Annotated in this window: 18 protein-coding genes, 2 tRNA genes, 2 rRNA genes and 1 other RNA gene; 3 read left to right on the plus strand and 20 right to left on the minus strand. The window is 38.2% G+C overall.

What is annotated here, in order from left to right; all coding sequences use genetic code 11:
• Positions 1-26: 26 nt before the first annotated feature.
• From dnaX to J5J05_RS08510, 3 genes are all read right to left on the minus strand, one after another.
• Positions 27-1,757, minus strand: a complete 1,731-nt coding sequence (gene dnaX, locus J5J05_RS08500; protein WP_208560259.1) for a DNA polymerase III subunit gamma/tau — start codon at positions 1,755-1,757, stop codon at positions 27-29.
• 221 nt (positions 1,758-1,978) lie between these two features.
• Positions 1,979-2,067: signal recognition particle sRNA small type (gene ffs, locus J5J05_RS08505), an RNA gene on the minus strand.
• A gap of 61 nt (positions 2,068-2,128) precedes the next feature.
• A complete protein-coding gene (locus J5J05_RS08510) occupies positions 2,129-3,403 on the minus strand; it encodes a cytochrome P450 (RefSeq protein ID WP_208560260.1) in 1,275 nt (424 codons plus the stop codon).
• Between the two features lie 653 nt (positions 3,404-4,056).
• Here J5J05_RS08510 and J5J05_RS08515 point away from each other — a divergent pair.
• Positions 4,057-5,856 (plus strand): S9 family peptidase, encoded by a 1,800-nt coding sequence (locus J5J05_RS08515; RefSeq protein WP_208560261.1) that lies wholly within the window; start codon positions 4,057-4,059, stop codon positions 5,854-5,856.
• Between the two features lie 84 nt (positions 5,857-5,940).
• On the opposite strand, the gene J5J05_RS08520 is transcribed toward J5J05_RS08515, so the two are convergent.
• The 8 genes from J5J05_RS08520 to J5J05_RS08555 form a co-directional block, all read right to left on the minus strand.
• On the minus strand, positions 5,941-7,221 hold the full coding sequence (locus tag J5J05_RS08520) for an ABC transporter permease (RefSeq protein ID WP_208560262.1): 1,281 nt from the start codon (positions 7,219-7,221) through the stop codon (positions 5,941-5,943).
• Entirely contained in the window at positions 7,214-8,113 is a 900-nt protein-coding gene (locus J5J05_RS08525) for an ABC transporter ATP-binding protein (RefSeq protein WP_208560263.1), read from the minus strand. Before J5J05_RS08525 ends, J5J05_RS08520 begins: the two co-directional genes overlap by 8 nt.
• Positions 8,114-8,268: 155 nt before the next feature.
• Entirely contained in the window at positions 8,269-8,823 is a 555-nt protein-coding gene (locus tag J5J05_RS08530; protein WP_208560264.1) for a hypothetical protein, read from the minus strand.
• Positions 8,824-9,111: 288 nt separating this feature from the next.
• The gene (locus tag J5J05_RS08535; RefSeq protein WP_208560265.1) at positions 9,112-9,714 is read right to left on the minus strand and encodes an ABC transporter permease; all 603 of its coding nucleotides are present in this window, start codon (positions 9,712-9,714) and stop codon (positions 9,112-9,114) included.
• Positions 9,704-10,234 carry a DrrA family ABC transporter ATP-binding protein gene (locus J5J05_RS12860; RefSeq protein ID WP_208560266.1) on the minus strand — a complete coding sequence of 177 codons (531 nt, stop codon included), beginning with the start codon at positions 10,232-10,234 and terminating at the stop codon, positions 9,704-9,706. The genes J5J05_RS08535 and J5J05_RS12860 overlap by 11 nt, the downstream gene beginning before the upstream one ends.
• Before the next feature lie 395 nt (positions 10,235-10,629).
• Complete coding sequence (locus J5J05_RS08545; RefSeq protein ID WP_208560267.1) at positions 10,630-11,088, minus strand: ATP-binding cassette domain-containing protein; 459 nt, start codon at positions 11,086-11,088, stop codon at positions 10,630-10,632.
• A gap of 334 nt (positions 11,089-11,422) precedes the next feature.
• Positions 11,423-12,457 (minus strand): branched-chain amino acid aminotransferase, encoded by a 1,035-nt coding sequence (locus tag J5J05_RS08550; protein ID WP_208560268.1) that lies wholly within the window; start codon positions 12,455-12,457, stop codon positions 11,423-11,425.
• Positions 12,458-12,496: 39 nt separating this feature from the next.
• Complete coding sequence (locus tag J5J05_RS08555) at positions 12,497-13,510, minus strand: PTS sugar transporter subunit IIC (protein WP_208560269.1); 1,014 nt, start codon at positions 13,508-13,510, stop codon at positions 12,497-12,499.
• Between the two features lie 418 nt (positions 13,511-13,928).
• Between J5J05_RS08555 and proC the strand changes: the two genes are divergently transcribed.
• Positions 13,929-14,720, plus strand: a complete 792-nt coding sequence (proC, locus tag J5J05_RS08560) for a pyrroline-5-carboxylate reductase (RefSeq protein WP_208560270.1) — start codon at positions 13,929-13,931, stop codon at positions 14,718-14,720.
• Between the two features lie 14 nt (positions 14,721-14,734).
• Here proC and tadA read toward each other — a convergent pair whose 3' ends face one another.
• Positions 14,735-15,268: a tRNA adenosine(34) deaminase TadA gene (gene tadA / locus J5J05_RS08565; RefSeq protein ID WP_208560271.1), complete on the minus strand. Its 534-nt coding sequence runs from the start codon at positions 15,266-15,268 to the stop codon at positions 14,735-14,737.
• Positions 15,269-15,368: 100 nt separating this feature from the next.
• On the opposite strand from tadA, the gene J5J05_RS12965 reads away from it, so the two are divergent.
• The gene (locus tag J5J05_RS12965) at positions 15,369-16,229 is read left to right on the plus strand and encodes a helix-turn-helix domain-containing protein (protein WP_208560272.1); all 861 of its coding nucleotides are present in this window, start codon (positions 15,369-15,371) and stop codon (positions 16,227-16,229) included.
• A 57-nt stretch (positions 16,230-16,286) separates the two neighbouring features.
• On the opposite strand, the gene J5J05_RS08575 is transcribed toward J5J05_RS12965, so the two are convergent.
• The 8 genes from J5J05_RS08575 to J5J05_RS08610 form a co-directional block, all read right to left on the minus strand.
• Entirely contained in the window at positions 16,287-16,625 is a 339-nt protein-coding gene (locus J5J05_RS08575) for a hypothetical protein (protein ID WP_208560273.1), read from the minus strand.
• Between the two features lie 80 nt (positions 16,626-16,705).
• Positions 16,706-17,530 carry a manganese catalase gene (locus J5J05_RS08580; RefSeq protein WP_208560274.1) on the minus strand — a complete coding sequence of 275 codons (825 nt, stop codon included), beginning with the start codon at positions 17,528-17,530 and terminating at the stop codon, positions 16,706-16,708.
• Between the two features lie 135 nt (positions 17,531-17,665).
• Complete coding sequence (locus J5J05_RS08585; RefSeq protein ID WP_208560275.1) at positions 17,666-20,167, minus strand: ATP-dependent Clp protease ATP-binding subunit; 2,502 nt, start codon at positions 20,165-20,167, stop codon at positions 17,666-17,668.
• Between the two features lie 17 nt (positions 20,168-20,184).
• Positions 20,185-20,658 (minus strand): CtsR family transcriptional regulator, encoded by a 474-nt coding sequence (locus J5J05_RS08590; protein WP_208560276.1) that lies wholly within the window; start codon positions 20,656-20,658, stop codon positions 20,185-20,187.
• A gap of 288 nt (positions 20,659-20,946) precedes the next feature.
• Positions 20,947-21,019 (minus strand) — tRNA-Lys (locus J5J05_RS08595).
• 10 nt (positions 21,020-21,029) lie between these two features.
• Positions 21,030-21,102: transfer RNA gene (locus J5J05_RS08600), tRNA-Val, on the minus strand.
• A gap of 15 nt (positions 21,103-21,117) precedes the next feature.
• Positions 21,118-21,233: ribosomal RNA gene (gene rrf / locus J5J05_RS08605) — 5S ribosomal RNA — on the minus strand.
• Positions 21,234-21,342: 109 nt separating this feature from the next.
• A 23S ribosomal RNA gene (locus tag J5J05_RS08610) occupies positions 21,343-22,705 on the minus strand; the annotation flags it as partial.

A 22,705-nucleotide genomic window follows, 5' to 3' on the forward strand; every position in this document is an offset into this window, starting at 1 on the left:
TCTCCCTCTCTATTTTCCATTTATTTTTATTCTTCGATTTTCACTAATGCTTCTCCAAATAGTTTGACTGCTTCAGAGACAACAGGTTCAATCTTTATTTCTGTATCTTCTTGCTTCGTTTCCGTTTCTTCAGATTGTTCACTATGCTCTTCAGCTTTCATTTGCTTGATAAAGTCTTGTCGAACTGTTGGCCATTGTTCAGCAGGTACACTGACCATTTCTGCACGATGACCAATCACTTTCTCGAGGTAATCCCCAATCGTTGCAATCAACACTTTATCATTTGTTGCTCTCTCACATAGAATATCATAATCGAAGGTCACGACCAACCCTCGAGCACTCGCTGCAACAGGTGTTGATGTATTCATGATTGCTTTTTGACTAGCTTCCAAAAAATTCATTAGGTCTGGCCAGACATCTTTTAACTGGACTAAATCCTGTTTCGTTGCTTTTTCGAGTATATTGTATACAGACGGTCTATTGACTTTAAAGACTGCACTACTTTTCATAGCACGTTTAGCTTTAGGCGCCGCTGGTTTAGCAGCCGCTTCTCCCGCACTCATTGACTGCATCAGCTTCTGCATCTCGGCCATTTGCTTTTTCAATGCTGCTACTTCATCTGATGGTGCGGATGTTGCTTGTGGCTGCACAGTCGTTCCTTCATCTCGAACCGGCTGTCTGACTTGGGTCAACCGAACGGTAGCCACTTCAAGGTAAACTTCCGCATGATTAGATAAGCGCATCTCTTGCTGGGTCGCATTGAAAACTTGAATAACTTCGTAAAGTAAATCAGGTGATAAAGCTGAAGCAAGTTGTTCAAATGGTTCATCTACCTTAGCCATTTTCAATAACGTATCTGACTGTGCTGTGTGGTATAAAAGAATATCTCTACTAAATAAAATCATATCCTCAACAAATCGTGATGGATCTTTTCCTTCCGCAATTAACTCATGGAGGATATTCAATCCTTTTTCCGTCTGCTGTTCACTCAATGCACGGATATATTCAATCAGTAGCTCTTGGGTGATACTACCCGTTATCCGCATAGTATCTTCTGTCTTCAACGTTCCTTCTGAAAAGGACAAGGCTTGATCCAAAATGCTTAATGCATCTCGCATGCCGCCTTCAGCTGCTTTTGAAATAGTGATAAGTGCATCTTCTTCATACTGCACGCCTTTTTCTCCCAGAATATATCGCATTCGTTCTACAATAGCTTGTGGAGAAATTCTTCTAAAGTCAAATCGCTGTGTCCTAGAAATGATCGTCAATGGAATCTTATGCGGTTCTGTGGTCGCCAAAATAAAAATAACATTTGTTGGTGGTTCTTCTAATGTCTTCAGCAAAGCATTAAAGGCGCCCATCGATAACATATGGACCTCATCAATAATGTACACTTTATATTCTGCTTGTGTCGGTGCATAATTCGCTTTGTCTCGAATGTCACGAATCTCTTCTACACCATTGTTACTAGCTGCATCGATTTCAATCACATCACCTAATTTTCCCTTAGTGATCGATTCACAGATTTCGCACTGATTACAGGGTTCTCCATCTTTAACATTTGGACAGTTGATGGCTTTAGAAAAAATCTTAGCAGCACTTGTCTTTCCTGTTCCACGAGGGCCGGTGAACAGATAGGCATGACTCGTTTTGTCTTGCACTAGTGCGTTTCTCAGCGTTTTCGTAATGGCTTGTTGGCCCGCGATGTCGCCGAATCGTTGTGGTCTCCAGACACGATACAATGCTTGATAGCTCATGTTTTCCCTCTTTTCTTTATCGGACATGATTGGATTCAATTTCAGTTATGCCTATTTTACTTCCATTTACTATTATAAGCGAAATCAAGACGAATGAAAAACATATTTCGAACATCTGCTGATTTTGACTCAACGAGTAAATTTAAAGAAAAAGAAAAAAGATGCCCTAATGAAAGGGACATCTTTTTACTCATATGCACAACTATCAATTGTTCATAACTATGTATCGCATAACACATGGCGGAATCTACTTAGTGCTGCTTCCTTCCGGACCTGACACGGTTCATACACCCGCCATTGTCATGCGGCCTTGCGGCAATTTTAATTATACTATAGAAAGAACAAAAATTCTAGTATAGATTTAAAAATTCTTAACCTTTTAGCTGGATATTCTCGAAAATCATGCCACTTTTTGGTGTTGTAGGCATATTGACTAAGCTGAATCCACTGTCTTGTTCTGGAAGTGTGTAGTCGATTTTATTGATCAAAAAATCAGTAACGATTTCCATTGCACGAACCGTATTCCATTCTCCAGGACATCTATGCCCCTTCGCATAACTACCTCCACCTTGTGCCAACAATTTAAATTGAATCTGATCCGTTGGACTTTGGTGCCAGTCACTAAAGCGCTCAGGTTTGAATTGGTCTGGATCTTCCCAGATTCTAGGATCATGATTTGTACCATAAAAATCAAAAATCGTCAGTGTATCTTTTTTAAACTGATAACCATTCCAAACAAAATCTTTCCGTGTAATGGCACCATTAAATGGGAAGAATGGGTAATATCTTCTGATTTCTTGAATAAACATGTGAAGATAATAAGGATTATCGCCATTCAATTTCGCTGCTTCTGCTGGATGCTGTTGTAAGGTCAGTGCTGTAAACGCAAAATAAAGAGCGATAGCTACTGACGGTCTAATCACGTTCAGTAATTCAACTGCAGCTGTTTTGATATCCAACAATTCGCCATTCAAATCTCTATGCCAAGCTACTTGATAAAGCGCTGTTTCTTCTTCTGGATGTAATTCGCCGTTTCTGACTTGTTCTATCAGTCCGCCAATCCATTTCTCGCCTTTTTTCCTTCCAATGCGTCCTTCTATATGACGTTTGCTGACTGCTACTGGAGATTCGATCATACTGACCAGTTGCTCAGTACGCTTATTGACTTCTTTTTCCTTTAGGGGGACACCACACCATTCACAGGCTGCTTTGGTTAAGACCTTTTGGCTCTCTTCATAAAAATTAATAGAATCTTTAGTAATCCATTCTTTTGTCGCTATATAAAGGTGTTTTTCAACAAGTTTTGCCCAAATCTCAATTCGTTCCTTGGACATCAAATCTAGAAACATTTTCTTACGATGGCGGTGAGCTTCATCATCTAACTGCTGTACACCACCCTCGCCCAGTAGCGTTGATACAGCTGGTTCAGGCGCCGCACCTTCTCGTTTGAACTTTTCTTCATCGTAAAATAGTTCTGCAGCTTCTTCTCCCCCAAGCAAGATTGTTTCCTGTCCCATTAACCGCGTTTTCACGGCATCTGATTGATAAATTTTTAAGCGATTGGGAACGTATAAATAGCCCTCACGTAATACACTAAGTCCGTTCTCTAGCCCTTCTTCTTTTGGAAATGGTCTTGTCTCTTGCATCTGTACATTCCTCCCAAAATCATTTTTCTGCTGAATACGATTCATTTAACATTAGTATAAGCCTACTATCAATTTTGTTTCAAATCATATTCCTTATTGATTTTAATTTGAGGAATAATCCAATATCAAAGTGCTTTTCTACAGATTTCTTCTATAAAAAGCCAAACTATTTTCACTAAATACAATCTCACTTCTATTTTGATAACATTCGTCTTTTCATACTGAATAATAACCATCGTTGATGTAGGTTTCTTCATATAATTGTTCCCATGATAAGCCTGATGTAGGACACAACCCATTTCTCCTTGAAATCTCCCAGAAAAAATATTTGATGATATTATTTTCTGTGTCTTCAATAGATTGATGTGGTTCTTATAAAAGGTAAACGATTATCTGCTCGTTAGAAGTATACTCTTACCAGACTTAATCGTAATCTTTCTGTTTCAATCTTGCTATGTTCTATATAAACCATCTCTACTGTATCCAAACTTTCTACTTCTTTTTGCTTTAACCATCTTATCATAAAGCTAAAAAGCCATCGTTCATTATTATTTAATTCCCCATTAAACAATATATCAGGTGTTTCTCTTCATTAAATTATGGTAAGCTAAGCTTGTTCATACATACGTTAAAAAAAATAAGGAGGAAATATCATGAAGTTCAAAAAAGCACATTTCGAACAATTTTTTTATACTAATCGAATCGGCACATTTACTGTTGCCTGTGACGAGTCTAAACTCATATACATGACTGACGTTTCGGGTGATCCTAACTTATGGGCAATTGACTTAAAAGAAAGTACAGCTCCTTATCTTTTTTCAAAATATGACGAATCCATCTCTTTTGTTGAAATTAGTTCTGACAACGAATTTGTTTTAGCGGGATTTGACAAAGATGGCGATGAGAATACGCAGATCTATGCATTACCTATCCAAGGTGGCTATCCTGAGCCGCTAGTAACAGGAGAAGCTTCTGAAAAATTTTATTTTTCAAAATTATCAAAAGATAGTGTCCGACTATATTACACAACCTCTAAAAATAATCCTAGCTTTCTCTCTACTTATGTTAGAGACTTGTCTACTGGTGAAGATCGATTGCTTGAAGAAGGAGTAGAAGCACCTACTTACTTAACCGCTGTCTCTGACGATGAAGAGTGGTGCGTGTTTACCAAGATGTATTCTAATACGAACCAAAAAGCTTTTGCAAAATCTGGTGAGACGGTTCATTCTCTATTACCCGACGAATGCAATACTCCCTATACCATTTCTGGAACAACGATTACATCAGATTCAAAAATCTACTTCATCACAGATTATATGAGTGAATATGCAGTACTTGTGCGCTTTGATCTTGAAACCCAAGAAAGTGAGACGGTTCTTTCCTTTAATCATGAAAGTATCTCAGAAATAATCTGGCATGAAGAATCCGAGACCTTCCTTATCCTTACAACAGCAGGTGTCTCAGATAATCTTTACCGCTTCAATCCTTCAACTCAAGGTGTTGAAACACTCGTATCACCTGTTCATGTGATCAATGAGATCAAAGTCGTCAAAAATGGAACCATTTATTTATCGGGGTCTAGTGCTGTCATGCCTGTGAATTTATTTTGTTCCGTAGATGGTGTGCACTGGGAGTCATTAACACAAAACCGCGTACTTGGTATCGATTCAACGGAAATGGTTGAACCTGAAACCATCTCTTTCAAGTCCTTTGATGGTATGGAAATGGAGGCACTTTTATTTACACCACCCGCTGATAAAACTAATGGATATACGATTTTCTGGTCTCATGGCGGTCCTCAAGCGGCTGAAAGACAGAATTTCCGCTCAATATTCCAAGCATTGATTTATAACGGTTACACGTTATTCGCTCCTAACTTCCGTGGAAGTACGGGATACGGGAAAACTTTTGCGACGCTTGTTGAACAGGACTGGGGACACGCCCCGCGTTTGGATAATGTGGCTGCCATTGAATGGTTATTCGACCAAAACACTGCCAGTAAAGATTCACTCTTCTTGGTTGGCGGCAGTTATGGCGGCTATATGAGTTTACTCTTGCACGGACGCCATCCAGAATATTTCCAAGCAGTCGTCGATTTGTTTGGTCCTTCTGATCTTTTCTCATTCTATGAATCTGTTCCACCGCATTGGAAACCCATCATGAAATTATGGTTGGGCGATCCTGTAATCGATAAAGACAAATTTATTGAAGATTCTCCAATCACTTATCTTGACCAGATGACAAAGCCGATGCTAGTTGTTCAAGGGGCCAAGGATCCTAGAGTCATCAAAAGAGAATCCGACCAAATCGTTGAGCAATTAAAAGCGAAACAAAGACCCGTCACTTACCTTGTTCTTGAAAACGAAGGTCATGGATTTGCTAAGAAAGAAAATGAGATTGCTGTTTATAAGAAAGTCATGGACTTTTTGAAACAGCATCAAGAAAAAGCTTAGCTAACTGATTGATACTCTTCCTATATAATAAAAAGAAGCGACCTGCTAACATTTTAATGTTAGTAGGTCGCTTCTTTTGGGTAATTAATGGTTATTCAATTTTTTAGCTTTTCGGTTACTTTTCATCACAGCGTATGAACGTTTCATCGTTCCAAAGATACCTGAATCAGAATAGATCAATACATTGGCACGATAGAACGCTAAAGATACAGCTGTCAGTACAACGGTAAATGCAATAGTCCCGATAATCGAGATCCAAATTTCTACTGTTCCAACAGTCTCCGAAGCAATTCTAAATGGCATAACGAAGGGTGTGAACAGTGGGATGTAAGAAAATACTACAGGTAAAATATTTTCAGGAGAGATAAAGGCAAATAATCCTACATAAAAGCCGGCTAAAGCAATCATAATGATTGGCGTTACTGCCTTGTTGACATCTTCCATTTTAGAAGCCAAGGATCCAAAGAATGCAGCTAATATCACATACATCAACACACCTGTGATAAAGAAGATAATCGTATAACCCAACAGTTGTTGGATGATATCTCCGATATCGATTGCGTTGAGGGCATCTTGTATAAAAGCAATATCCTTCGCAAATAGATACCCGATAGCACCAACAACAACATAAATGGCAATTTGAGTTAAAATGACCAAGATGACCCCAGCCAATTTACCAAAGAAATGGTTGCCCGCTGTTGCACTGGATAAAATGACTTCCATGATGCGTGTTCCTTTTTCATTCGCCACTTCTTCAGCGATAATAGACGCATACGTCATGATAAAAATAAATATGCCGATACAGACAAAGTAAGCACCAAACTCTTGTACAAAGGTATCATTATTTTCTTCAGCCGTTAATTTCCCCTCTTCAATCGTAATAATTGATTCTTCCACTTCAACAGGCTCAGATAGTGACATCACTTCTTCCTGTGATAAACCAAGTTCATTGGCTCTGAGCATCGTCTGATACGTAGCTAACTGTTCGTTCAGTAATGGGACATAATCCGTTAGCGAATCTGTATGAGAAAGATTGGCTTGAATCGCCCCATCATTTTCAACGACAGTCAAGTAGCCGTCTAAGGATTCATCCAACATGGCTGCTTCCGCTGCTTCTTGAGTCGTAATGTCTGTTTGAACGTCAAACGGACTACCATCCTGGCTCAACATTTCTTGAATACTTGCATCCTCAGCAATCACTGCAATCGTTGGTGCTTCAGCATTCTCTGCTTCTTGAGAAGTGAAATACGCTATCGCAATAGCGATTCCTGCAACAATCAAGGGAGATAACACCATAATCAAAAATCCAAACGACTTAACATTTTTCTTGTAGACTTCTTTTGTAATAATCCAAAACTTATTCATGCTTTTCACCTGCCATCTGTTTAAATATTTCTTCTAATGTCGGAGGCTGTTGGCTAAATGTGGTAATATAACCATTTCTAGTCGCTGCATCGAAAATGGCTTTCCCATCTTCAGTATGGCTTAATTTTACTTCTGTGATTTCATCTTTGTTGATACGAGCACTCTGAACACCCGGGAATTGATGAATTTCTTCCAAGGTAAGCGGTGATTCAAGAAATAGATTTGTTCGTCCGAATGATTCTCTTATTTCTTTAATGGAACCTTCAAGTATTTGCTTGCCATCTTTTAACATAATCAAGCTATCACAAAGTTCTTCAACATTATTCATATTATGACTAGAGAAAATAATACTCGCGCCGTTTTTCTGCGCTTCTTTAATGCCTTCTTCGAGTAAATCAGCATTCACAGGATCCAACCCACTGAAAGGCTCATCTAAAATAATAAGTTCTGGTTGATGAATCAAAGTTGTGATCAACTGGACTTTTTGTTGATTACCTTTAGACAATGTTTTTACCTTATCGCCCTTCTTACCTTTTACTTCAAATTTCTTTAACCATACATCGATCAGTGGTTTAATTTCTTTTTTTGATTTCCCACGTAACTGTGCAAAATACAAAATCTGGTTCTCTATCGACACTTTAGAATAGAGACCTCTTTCTTCAGGTAGATAACCAATTTGATTGAAGTTACGATTAGTCAGAGGTTTTCCTTGCCATAAGACTTCTCCTTGGTCTGGAGTCATCAAGTCCAGTATCATTCGGAATGTCGTCGTCTTACCAGCACCGTTTTGTCCAATGAGTCCCATGATTTCACCTTTGTCGATATTGAAACTGATACCATCGACAGCGGTAACTTCTCCAAATGTTTTTCGGAGATTCTTAGTTTCTAACATATTTTTTTCTTCCTTCCTTTTTTCTTTATGTACACGTTCAGCTTCAATTTACTGACCGTAGTTCTATTGTACTATTGTTTGTATTTCATTTCATCCGTCTTCCGAATGAATATTCACAAAAGATTCATACTTTTTTATAGTTACCTTTTCAAGTTTTAGTCAATAATCAATATCTCGAAATAAGATAACTTCCAGTCTTTCCATAAATGGAAAAGATTAGTAAACACGAAAAATGGGCACAGCACTTTATAGGAGAGTGTTATGCCCACATCATTAGAATAGAATACGCAACCACGACTTTTCTTCTCGGTTAAGAACATGTATTTCATTTGCTTGCTCAAAAAAAATTGCGGTTTCTTTTCTATTTCTGTTTCTAAAGCTGATTTTATAGCTGAATCAGCTATTGATTTAAGTATTTCCTTTTTTTCCTTTTCTAGATCATTCAAGCACCGAAGTTCTTCTATTGTTTCTACCATTGAATGGATCGTCGTTTTCGACTCAACTTCTTTCTTAGTTTCTTGATTTTTCGTTTCATCTTTTTGATAGAAAAATTGAGATTCGACTTCTGTATTATTCTTAATCAGTGATTCATCTGCGTAGGCTAACCTTCCTAGTTCTTCACTTAACTTACCCATTGTATGCCCGTATAGAATACCCGCAGAAACCAAAATTATCGATATGCTTAAAGTGGTCTTATTTAAAGAAGCCATCGTCTTTACTGATTCCTTCTTTCCTTTTATGAACTTTACTATTTTTTGATCGATTGCTTCTTTTCCATACCCATTACTCCTTTATTCATTCAATCATTGTTCTTTAAATTCTTTATTTTGATAAGTGTTTCTTTAATAAAATCATTGATAAAATATAAAATACGATAACCAGACCTATGCACCAAAGTAGTGCAATCAAAAGCGTACTTGTATCTAATGCGTTACCTAAAAACGCGTTTCTCAATGTGTCAATAATGGGTGTCATTGGCTGATATTCAGCAAATAATTTTAGTACATTTGGTAGTGAATCAACTGGCACAAATCCAGAACTAAGATAAGGTAAGGTAAGAGAATGGCGATAGCAGATAATCCAGTTGCTCCTTCCGCACTTTTTGAAACTATACCTATGATAATGGCTAACCACGATAGTATTAAAGTAACTCCTATTAGTAAAATAAGCACGACACCAAAATCCATTACATTCAAAGAGGGACGAAAGCCAAGAAACATTGCAGCTATAATCGTGACGAATGATGTGACCAAGCTTCTAACAAGTGCCGCCATCACATGCCCAGTTAAAATAGATGTCTTTTTTATTGGCAATGTACTATATCTTGTTACCATTCCATTATTAAGATCTTTATTCATCATGACAGCTGTAGAACCAGAACCTTGCGCAATACATTGGATGATGATCCCTGGAACAATAAAATTGACATACGACATTCCTTCTATATGGATCAGGTTTCCAAATAAAGAAATAAATAAAAACATCATCAATATTGGTAGTATGATACTCGTAAAAAAAGTATCTGAATTTCTTTTAGAAAGCAGTAAGCAACGCATAGTAATCGTTAGTGTATCATTGTACTGTTTAGTATTACTTTTCATTTGAGTTATCCTCACTTTCAGTGATCATTGCTAAGAATACATCTTCTAAGTTAGGTGTGATCTTTGAAAAATCTTTGATGTTGACATTTTTATCAGAAAGTCTATGAAATATCTCTGCTAGTGTATTGGCTGTTCCGTCTGTAAAAATCGTCAATTCAAGATTTTCTAATGCCTCAGTTATCGTAAAGTTTTTTAAAAGTTCTCTACTCGCTTCTAAATTTGATCGATCATGGAAAGAAAATTTAACCACTCCGTGAGGTAGATATTTCTTTAATTCTTCTGATGTACCTTCTGCAATAATGACTCCATTATCTAATATCGCTATTTTATCTGCTAACTGCTCTGCTTCTTCAAGATACTGTGTGGTAAGGAAAATCGTTACACCGGATTGTTTTAATTCCTTAATGATCTTCCACATCTTGTTGCGACTTTGAGGGTCTAATCCCGTTGTGGGTTCGTCCAAAAAGATCACTTCAGGGCTCCCAACTAAACTCATTGCAATATCTAGTTTTCTTTTCATTCCACCTGTACGATTATTGTTTATTCTATTTCGATAAACGCTTATATACGTTGAATTTTCTTATCCTTGTTATCTATATTATCATCACTTTTTTAAGCTTCTTTCCCTAATTAGTTGTCATATTGTTGTCAGGTCGTTCGTAAAATCTATTATTATTACTACTTGACTAAACGAACTAATGTTCTTATTATAGGGTTAATAGGAACGTTTTTTCGCATTAAGGAGTGAGTGAATTGGAAGTTAAATTAGATATTCCGGATGTCGATATCTTTGATGATGATATTTGAGGATTAGGAGAAAGTAGTTTAATACTTATTGAGAATAAAATTGAAGATAGACTAAAGGAGAATGGCCATGAGCAAAGAAGTGATACTGTTAAATCCCGATAAGATGGGTTACAAGGATAGAGAAATCATGAAGTGGCAAGGCATGATCCTATCAGAATAAGTTGATGCAAGCTGTTCTGATGAAGGTGACAGTTCAAAATAATCTAACAACTCTCTTGCTCTTTCTTCAGGGTTGGAAATATGGAGTAACCTTCCCATGATCATCAGATTCTCTTTTCCCGTTAAGGCTTCGTCTACGGCTGAAAATTGTCCGGTTAAGCTAATGATCTCATGTACTTTTTTAGATTCATTAGATAAATCATACTCCCCTATTTCAACTTTTCCGCTATCGGCCATAATTTGTGTTGTTAATATACGAATGGTTGTCGTTTTACCAGCACCATTTGAACCTAATAAAGTATAGATGCTGCCTTTAGAAACTGAAAAATTAACGCCTTTTAAAACTTCTTTTATATGAAACCGCTTCTTCAAGTCGACAACTGAAATCACTGTATCTAAATTTTTCATGTTTATCCCTCTTTACTCATTTTTTATTTAATATGCGCTGAGTTTATAATCGATTTCTTTATCTAATATATGTACTTGTAGCTGTCTCTCTATCCTAAGTTAACAATGGTGCATCCATTAGTAGCCTTATCTTTACAAGCCATAAGACACACTTTAACAAAGACTCAGCATCTTCAGATAATCATTATTTTCATACCTTAATGAAAATAATGATTATCTAAACACGGCTACGGAACAAAAAAGGTGGCTACAACACTGTCTTTTACAGTATTGTAGCCACCTTTTTATATGCTGTTTTATTTGATCTAATAACAGTTTGCTCTATGCATCCATATTATTTAACTTTTTCGATCCAACCTTCCGGTGCTTCAACATCTCCCGTTTGGATACCGACTAATTCATTGTATAAACGTTTTGTGACTGGTCCAACTTCTGTTTCAGAATAAAAGACATGGAAGTCATCTTTAATCTGTAATCCACCAATCGGCGCAATGACCGCCGCGGTACCACAAGCACCGGCTTCTTTAAACTGATCAAGCTGATCAACATAAACGTCTCCCTCAGAAACTTTTAAATTTAAACGGTTTTCAGCTAACCATAGTAAGGAATATTTTGTGATACTTGGTAAAATTGATGATGATTTAGGCGTAATGAATAAATCATCTTTCGTAATACCAAAGAAATTCGCTGCACCAACTTCTTCTATTTTTGTATGTGTTTCAGGATCCAAATAGACAGCGTCGCTAAAGCTTCTCTCTTTTGCTTCTTTACCTGGTAGCAAACTCCCAGCATAATTCCCACCAACTTTTGCAGCGCCTGTTCCTTTAGGTGCTGCACGATCATAGTCTGTCACTAAGAAATTGGTCGGTTTTAGTCCACCTTTAAAGTAAGGGCCTACCGGCATAACGAAAGCAGAGAAGATATATTCATCAGCAGGTTTCACGCCAATATTATCGCCTGTACCAATGATAAATGGACGAATATACAACGAACTCCCCGTTCCATATGGCGGTACCCAATCTTCATTTGCTTCGACCACTTTTTTGATAGCCTCAACAAATTTGTCTTCAGGATAAACAGGCATCAGTAATCTTTCACAACTTCTTTTCATTCGCTTGGCATTTTCAAATGGGCGAAACAATTGAATGGACCCATCCGCTGTTCTGTATGCTTTTAAACCTTCAAAACATTGTTGTCCATAATGAAGGGCTGTTGAACCTTCTGAAATATGCAACTGATTATCTTCAGTTAATGTGCCTTCATCCCAAGCACCCTCTTTATAATAAGAGATAAATCGATAGTCCGTTTTGATATATGAAAATCCTAAGTTTTCCCATTCGATTGTTTCTGGTCTCAATTCTGTCGTCATGAATCATTTTCCCCTATTCTTCAATAATTTTAGATTTAGTTAACTAACTTCTAGTGCCATATCGCCAACTTTGATAGCTGATTTAGCATATAGCAATTGATTTACGAAAAGTGTGATTCCTATTGGAAGGATCGCACCACATAATAAGTATACACCAAAAGCTTGTAGACCTGAATTGTTGATTACCCAAAGCGGTGCTACACCTGCCGCAAAGCCAACGCCGCCCATTTCAGGTATGGTTTCAAATCCAAAAATCACCGTTGCGATCGGTCCGCATATCGCTGATGCAATCGTTGGTCCAATCAGTATTTTAGGATTTTTGATAATATTAGGTAATTGTACTTTGGGTGTACAAAGTCCTTGTGCGATATATCCCCCAAGATCATTTTCTTTCATTGAAAGAATCGAGAAAACAAAATACTGTGCTGTGGTTCCTATCAGCATCGCGCCACTTGCCATTGGGCTAAGTGCTAGGGCGATAGACAACGCAGCCGATGACAAAGGTGACATCAAAAATAGTCCAAAGAGTACGGCCATTACAGATGATCCAATAATTGGATTTCCTGCTACTGCGCTTGAAACGAATCCACTAATTGCAAGTAGTATCGGTTGAATGACTTGAGCTAGTCCCATTCCTGCAACGCCTCCGCCTAGTAGCGATAGTGTTGGAATAGACATCATATCTAACGGAGATGTACCGGTCAATTTTTTACCGATCCAAGTTGCAATCACACCTGCAATCAACGCACCAATAGGGTCTCCTCCAACAATTGTGAAACCTGCATCTGTAGCGGTCAGTGAGCCACCACCAATGGTTGAAGCTGCCATTGCAGAAAACATGGTTAAACTATTCGCTTTCATGTTGAACGCAATACCTGCCCCGAGAGCCGGTGCCAGCAATACTCGAGTAAAACTACCAATTGTGACTAGAATAGGTAAATTGAACATATCTCCTAATGTACCGAATAAAAAGCCGATACCGATCGTCACGAAAATCGCATTTGCTACCCCTGATGATACTTTAAGTATATTGTCTCTTACATAATGTTTCATTTTACCCTATCCCCTTTCTTTAATACCGCATTGATTTTATTTTTTCAATAAAAAAAGTCAGCCTCTATTTTAAATAGGCTGACAGATTGTTTACACTATCCTGAGCCCATTTTAAAATACGAATAGGACTCTATTTTTGGGAAATAGAATCCTGTTATGGGCTGACTAATAAGAGAATGAATGAAACAGTAGATGCAGTTGCAAGTTCTTTTTGTTTTGTTATCATAACTGTTTTAGTATTCATCTCTGCTCATCTCCTCTTTTTTTATATTATGACAATCATAAACGCTTGTGTCAGACAAGTCAACCCTAATCATTAAATTAATTTAATCAAAAAAATAGTCTTTTTTATCTCCATATATAGAAACTGGGAATATATGCTATACTTTAGCTATTCTTTATGAAAGAAGGTCACTATATGAAAATAGGATTTATTGGATTTGGTAACATGGCGCAAGCTATTGCGACTGGATTATTAGAAAAAAATATTGCAAAGTCCGAGGATTTGAGCTTTTCCAATCGAACAGCTTCCAAAAGGCTAGAGCTTGAAACTTCTTTTGGTATTAAAGGGTTCTCTGATAACCAAGCTGTATGGGATCGATCAGAAGTTATTTTCTTAGCTGTAAAACCTTATCAAGTAGAAGCTGTATTAAACGATATTGATCAAACACACGCCCCCCTCATTATTTCCGTTGTCGCTGGGATCACAAATCATCAATTGACACAATTTTTAAATGGTTCTTCGTTTGTGCGCACAATGCCGAATCTAAATGCTCAAGTTGGTGAAGGGATAACGGCCATCATCGAACGTGAGTCATTAGAAGAACATCATTTGGAGATGGTATCCAAACTATTTTCTGCTGTAGGAGAAGTCGTTGTACTCCCAGAATCACAACTTGGCGCCTTTATTGCTATTGCTGGTAGTTCACCTGCCTTAGTCTTTATGTTCATTGATACATTGGCACGTGCAGCCGTTAAGTATGGTTTACCAAAGGATAAAGCCACTAAAATTGCTGCTCAAGCTGTATTGGGTAGTGGAAAAACTGTTCTTAAATCTCAAGAGTCACCTTGGACGCTCGTGGATAAAGTGTCTTCCCCTGGTGGTATAACAGTAGAAGGCATATTATCTCTTTTACAGTCTGACTTTTCTGCTTCAATTATTCAATCTGTCGATGCTATGGTCGATAAAAATGATGAAATGTCCAAATGAAAAGAAGACTCTCCTTAATCGGTAGAGTCTTCTTTTGACTGGCTTGCTTTTAATTCAATTTCTTTAAGCTGCTGTTTTTCCAATTTCTTTTTATCTCGTAACGATTTAAAAAAGGTCGTCAAAAGTGTTCGGCATTCTTCTTCTAATATGCCACGTTCAACAAGGGCTCTATGATTCATTCGTTGATCGTCTAGCAAATTCATTAAAGTTCCTGCGGTTCCACCCTTGATATCACTAGGGCCATAGAAAACTTCATCAATACGCGATAAAAGAATCGCCCCACTACACATCGCGCATGGTTCAAGGGTAACAAACAATTGACACTCTTCTAGCCGCCAATTATTTAAATTTTGATTGGCCTCTTGTATCGCAATCATTTCTGCATGAGTAGTTGCATTTTTAGAAGTCTCTCTTAAGTTATGTCCTCTTCCGATGATTTTACCCTTATGTACGACGACAGCACCTATCGGAACTTCTCCAATGGCTTCAGCTTTCTTAGCCTCTATGATCGCTTCACGCATCCATTTTTCTTTTTCAACTTTCTCCATTCTGACGCTCCTCTATCTTTTCTCCATTATACCTTAGTTTCTTATTCTCCTAAACAGTGTTAAAATGATTTTAATCACATCATTATCTGGAGGATCCGCTGTGAAGTTTTCAAATTTAAAAATCATCTATCCTGATGCACAATTAGTCGAAGCATCGACCAATGAGCGATCTATGCTTTCTTTACCCTACAAAAATAAATGGATACAACTATCAAAAGAAAGTCTTTCTGAAAATGAAATCCATTTACTGTCGATGCTATATAAAAAGGAATCTACTTATACTATCCAACAATCATCTCCTTGGTATACTTACTTATCGGAAAAAAAACAAACGCCACCAAAAGTTTCCGGACGTGTTCGTATGATCCAATTAAAACTTGAGAAAAAAGATGCACAATTTGATCCAGTGCTATGGTCGGAATCAGCTAAAACACTTTTTGAGCCCTTAGAAGATAGTTTTTTTCTATCGGATGATTTGTATTGTATTATTCAACCGACTGAAGCTGCTTTTTTAAATAAAGATGAGATTGAAGGTACCTTACAGACACTCGAAGATGACTTTTCATTGAAAACAATCTGTTATATTGGTCAGTACTGGGATACTTCATCCTCTTTACGACAGCTTTTAAATGAAGAACAAGCTATCTTCAAACAGGAGACACCTCACTTTAGTGGTCGCATGGGTTCTTTAACAGAAGTTTCTTTGCACTACTTTACAGCTCAAGCTCTATCTAATAGTACAGTTATTACTATTTTAAAAGAAAACATAAATCAAATTGAAGATGCTAGAGAATTGATTCGTGCATTGTGGGAAAATCAAGGAAATGTCAGTATGGCTGCCAAATCCTTATTTGTTCATCGCAATACGCTACAGTACCGAATTGAAAAATTTCACGAATCTACTGGATTAGCACTAAAGCAAATTGACGAACTAGCTTTATGTTATCTACTGACACTATAAAAATTCAAGTACTAAAAAAGACCTTACAGCTAACGTATCAGCTGTAAGGTCTAACTATTATTTCAAGACTTTTTTTGCGTCTTTCATTTTATCGTTTAGAAAGTTTTTGAAATCAGATGTTACATCAGACAAGCTATTTTCAATATCTTTCACTTTGTCTACTGTACCCATTAAGCTATTGATTTCACTATCTGATAACTTATCAACTGCTTTAGCTGATTTTTTACCACCATGCATTTTCTTTTTCACAAGATGTTTTGCTTTTTTGCGATTAATGGCAGATTGTGTTTTTTCCATTGCATCATCTGAAGAAAATACAAAAGCAAGAACACCTACTACTACCGCAAGACCAATTCCTAAAAAGATTCCTTTGTTTGAATCATTCATGTTTTTCATTATTTATCATCCTTTCTTGACCTGTTAAATTTAGGATAACAGAAATCTTTTTATTAAACCAAAGATATGCATTCAATGAATTAGATAGAGTCGTAAGGTGGTGTATTGTAAACTTCTTTACTTGTTGGCTTCAATACAGGTTTTTCACCCATAGCTTCGGGTTTCTCTACATATTGAAAAGTTTTCTCGTCCGCGGCAGTTTTACCATCGACAACCGGTTTACTATCTTCACCTTCAGAAAAATTATATAAAACATGTGAAACTTCATTAACTTCATAGCTTTCTGGCACTTGTCCTGGTACGATGACACCTTCTTTAGCTTCCAATTCCTTGATTGCTTCCATCCACTGGAGTTGGTGTTGGGTATCACGAGCTAGAAGAAAACCTAACATATCTTTGATTCCTTTATCATCTGTCATTTCATATAATCTAGCTACTTGCAAACGGCCTTGAGACTCTGCTGTAACGTTCATTCTCATATCGGCTAATAAATTACCACTTGAAACGATAAAATTAGATGTCCATGGATTACCATTAGAATCTCTTGGTGCAGCACCTAAACCTGAAACTATCGCATGTTGAGGATTCATTCCACCCATCACTGCAGCTAAGGCTGGATCAGAATCAACCGCTTTTTCTTGGGCAGATAAGGGTGCACCTTCTAATAGATGTCCTATCATTGTTGCGATCATTTCCACATGTCCAATTTCTTCCGTAGCTGTATCAAGTAACAAGTCTTTATACTTATCATTACCTCGTGCATTCCATCCTTGGAATAAGTACATATTCATAACAGACATTTCGCCCCATTGTCCTCCAAGAATTTCTTGCATTCTTCTCGCCATAATGGGATCTGGGCGATCCGGTTTTGCTGGATACTGCAACTTTTTGCTGTGGGTAAACATAAATGAAAACAACTCCTCATTCTTTTTTTAATACAACATAAACTATATCACGAGTTTTTTTATTCAAGAAAGAATAGAACTTGTTATTCAATTAAAAAAAGGCAACTGCCTTAGACAGTTGCCTTTTCGTTTATGCTAATTATTTTTGACTGTTAAAACTTCTTTGTTGTCTTTATCATTAGATTGGTTTTTGATTTTCACTGTGATTTCACCTTTTGAAGCACCAATCGTTACTTTATCGCCTACAACGATATTGCCTGAAAGCAATTCTTCACTAAGTTTATCTTCAATCTTTGTTTGAATCGCTCTACGAAGAGGTCTAGCACCATACTCTGGGTCGAAGCCTTCTTTTGCAATCACATCCATAGCAGAAGAAGTAATCTTAAGCACGATACCTAACTCATTCATTCTCTTGACAATACTTTGAGTGAGTAATTTAACGATTTCTCGAAGCTCTTCTTTTTTGAGTGACTCAAAGACAATTGTATCATCCACTCTATTTAAGAATTCTGGACGGAAAGCACTTTTAAGCTCTTCACGTATTTTTTTCTCCATAGCAGTGTGGTTAAATCGTTTGTCGACTGCACCGAATCCTACAGATTTTTCATCTCTTAAAGCTGTAGCACCAAGATTTGAAGTCATAATGATAATAGTATTTTTGAAATCCACTTGGCGACCTTTACCGTCAGTCAATAATCCATCATCTAAAACTTGAAGCAAAATATTAAAGACATCCGGATGCGCTTTTTCCACTTCATCTAATAGAATAACTGAATAAGGTTTTTGACGAATTTTTTCAGTCAATTGTCCACCTTCATCATATCCTACATAACCTGGCGGTGAGCCTACTAGTCTACTTGTACTATATTTTTCCATGTACTCAGACATATCCACTCTGATCAGTGCATCTTCACTACCAAACATAGCCTCAGCTAAGGATTTTGCCAATTCCGTTTTACCCACACCTGTAGGTCCCAAGAACATGAAAGAGCCAATAGGTCTATTTGGATCTTTTAGACCACTTCTCGCTCTTCTAATGGCTTTAGAAACGGCTACTACTGCTGGCTCTTGACCAACAACACGTTCATGCAACACTTTTTCAAGATGCATCAAACGTTCAGATTCTTTTTGTTCCATCTGTTGAATCGGTATGCCTGTCCATTGCGAAACAACTTCTGCAATATCTTTAGCCGTTACTTCAAGTTTGTCCTCATCGTCATTTCCTTCATTTTGAATCATTGTTTCAATTCGTTTTCGCTGTTTCATTTCTTTTTCTCTGATCTGAGCAGCTCTTTCAAAATTCTGATCCTGAATCGCTTCTTCTTTCATTTTCGTGAAATTCTCTAGTTTTTCAGTAGCCTTAGACATTGTCGTTGGCTGGTCACTAGCATCTATTCTCACTTTTGAAGCAGACTCATCCATCAAATCGATTGCTTTATCTGGTAATTGTCTTGAAGTGATGTAACGAGTAGAGAAATGAACAGCCGCATGCACAGCATCGTCTGTAATGTTTACACCATGATGTTCTTCGTAGCGTTCTCTTAAGCCTAATAAGATTTCTTCCGCTTCGATTTCAGTCGGTGGATCAACTTGTACAGAAGCAAAACGACGTTCTAATGCCGCATCTTTTTCAATGTGTTTTTGATACTCATCTAAAGTTGTCGCACCAATAGTCTGCAACTCACCTCTAGCTAAAGCAGGCTTCAAGATATTCGATGCATCAATTGCACCTTCTGCGCCACCTGCGCCAATTAACGTATGCAATTCATCAATAAATAAGATGACTTCTCCATCTTCATAAATTTCATCAATAATTTTTTTCATTCGCTCTTCAAATTCACCACGGTATTTCGTACCCGCTACTAAAGAACCCATATCTAATGTCATCAATCGTTTATCTTTTAAGACGGGTGGCACTTCACCAGCAACAATTTTTTGAGCTAGTCCTTCAGCTATAGCTGTTTTACCTACACCAGGATCTCCAACGAGCACTGGATTATTTTTGGTACGTCTACTAAGAATTTGAATAATACGACGAACTTCTTTACTTCTTCCTACAATTGGGTCTAATCGATCTTCTCTAGCAGCTTGCGTAAGGTTACGAGCTAATGAATCTAATGTCGGCGTACCTTCAACAGATTTAGGACCTTTAGCTGGTCTACGTCCTTTAAAACCATTACGTGTTTTATTTTCTTGTACACCTAATTTTTTAAGAATCATTTGTCTTGTTTTAGATAAATTAATATCAAGGTTACTCATGATTTTAGATGATAAAATGTCATCATCTCTCAACAAACCTAATAGTAAATGTTCCGTACCCACTTGAGGACGTTGCATTCTTCTAGCTTCATCAGTTGCATATTTAATGACCTGACGAGCCCTTGGTGAATAAGGTAATACGGCGCTTGCCGGAAGAGTCTTTCCAGGGCCATAACTCGTAAAGTGTTCAATTTCTTCTTTTACTTCCTCTTCAGAAAGAGATAATTGTCTTAATGTTTTACCAGCGATACCTTCAGTTTCCATGACCAATCCTAATAGGATGTGCTCAGTGCCTACAGTACGATGGCGGAATCCTTTTGCTTCTTCTTGTGCAATCAATAAAGCTTTCTTTGCTTTATCTGTAAATAGTTCGTTCATAAATCTTTTCCGCCCTTCTATTCTCTCGGCTCTTCATATTTTAAGTTAGCAATCATATTTCTTAGTAAATTTGCTCTGATCTGATTATCGATTATACGATCACCCGTATATAGTGTCTTATCTACTGCAACGAGCATCAACTTTGCTTCTCTTTTAGATATAATATCATCTTCATATAGCTTTTGTACAACCGATTGCGCATCTTTTTCAGAAATACTCTTCCCAATAATTTCAATCATTGTATCCAATACATCTGATTCATCTAATAAGCGCACTTTAATGATACGGATATAACCGCCGCCACCGCGTTTACTTTCAACAAGATAACCTTGTTGAATCGTAAATCGAGTATTGATTACGTAGTTTATCTGAGAAGGAACGCAATCAAACAGCTCGGCAATTTCACTACGTCTGATTTCAACTTTTTCTTGCTGTGTCAAAACTTTTTTTAAATAAGCTTCTATAATGTCTGACATATTCTGATTTTCCATGTTGAATCATTATTAAAACAACTAAGAATGTTTTTTATTTGGCTTTAAAGCATTCAGAAGTCGCTTTAATACCCTCCTTTTCCACATTGATTTATCAAAAAACTTTCTTTGACTAACTTTGACTAAACACATTATACCAGTGTTACCATCATTTTAAAAGAGCAAGAACTTTCCTTACTTAATCTCTTTTACATAGTTGAAAATGATAAAATAACGATACAAAAAAAGCCACTGCATTATACACTGGCTTAAAAAGTAATATTTTTTTCATTAAATATCTATGTATGATGAGCCATGCTGGGCTCGAACCAGCGACCCTCTGATTAAAAGTCAGATGCTCTACCAACTGAGCTAATGGCTCTAAATAAAAATGGAGGTTAACGGGCTCGAACCGCTGACCCTCTGCTTGTAAGGCAGATGCTCTCCCAACTGAGCTAAACCTCCAAAAAAAAAGAGCTTGCACGGCAACGTCCTGCTTTCACAAGGGGAAACCCCTCACTATCCTCGGCGCTGGGAAGCTTAACGGCTGTGTTCGGAATGGGAACAGGTGGATCCTTCCCGCCATCATTACCGCACAATGACTCTTTTTCTTTTATAAGAGAACTCCGTTCTCTGAAAACTAGATAGTTGATGGTTCGCAAACATGTTTTGATTCAACACCTTCATACTCTTAAGCCACGTTTTGTGGTTAAGTCCTCGATCGATTAGTACTGGTCCGCTCCATACATCACTGTACTTCCACTTCCAGCCTATCTACCTGATCATCTTTCAGGGATCTTACTTCCTTAAAGGAATGGGAAATCTCATCTTGAAGGGGGCTTCACGCTTAGATGCTTTCAGCGTTTATCCCGTCCACACATAGCTACCCAGCGATGCCTTTGGCAAGACAACTGGTACACCAGCGGTGTGTCCATCCCGGTCCTCTCGTACTAAGGATAGCTCTTCTCAAATTTCCAACGCCCGCGACGGATAGGGACCGAACTGTCTCACGACGTTCTGAACCCAGCTCGCGTGCCGCTTTAATGGGCGAACAGCCCAACCCTTGGGACCGACTACAGCCCCAGGATGCGACGAGCCGACATCGAGGTGCCAAACCTCCCCGTCGATGTGAACTCTTGGGGGAGATAAGCCTGTTATCCCCAGGGTAGCTTTTATCCGTTGAGCGATGGCCCTTCCATACGGAACCACCGGATCACTAAGCCCGACTTTCGTCCCTGCTCGACTTGTAAGTCTCGCAGTCAAGCTCCCTTCTGCCTTTACACTCTGCGAATGATTTCCAACCATTCTGAGGGAACCTTTGGGCGCCTCCGTTACCTTTTAGGAGGCGACCGCCCCAGTCAAACTGCCCATCTGACACTGTCTCCCAACCGGATTACGGTTGCGGGTTAGAGTGGCCATACAGCGAGGGTAGTATCCCACCATTGCCTCCACCAAGACTGGCGTCCTGGCTTCATTGGCTCCTACCTATCCTGTACAAGCTGTACAGACACTCAATATCAAACTACAGTAAAGCTCCATGGGGTCTTTCCGTCCTGTCGCGGGTAACCTGCATCTTCACAGGTACTATAATTTCACCGAGTCTCTCGTTGAGACAGTGCCCAAATCGTTACACCTTTCGTGCGGGTCGGAACTTACCCGACAAGGAATTTCGCTACCTTAGGACCGTTATAGTTACGGCCGCCGTTTACTGGGGCTTCAATTCAGAGCTTCGCCGAAGCTAACCCTTCCTCTTAACCTTCCAGCACCGGGCAGGTGTCAGCCCCTATACATCTTCTTTCGAATTAGCAGAGACCTGTGTTTTTGGTAAACAGTCGCTTGGGCCTATTCACTGCGGCTGACCAGATGGTCAGCACCCCTTCTCCCGAAGTTACGGGGTCATTTTGCCGAGTTCCTTAACGAGAGTTCTCTCGATCACCTTAGGATTCTCTCCTCGACTACCTGTGTCGGTTTGCGGTACGGGCAGCCTACTTCTAACTAGAAGCTTTTCTTGACAGTGTGACATCAGATACTTCGGTACTATCATTTCCCTCCCCATCACAACTTGTCC

The sequence above is a fragment of the Marinilactibacillus kalidii genome (genome assembly GCF_017599325.1).
Taxonomy (GTDB): domain Bacteria; phylum Bacillota; class Bacilli; order Lactobacillales; family Carnobacteriaceae_A; genus Marinilactibacillus; species Marinilactibacillus kalidii.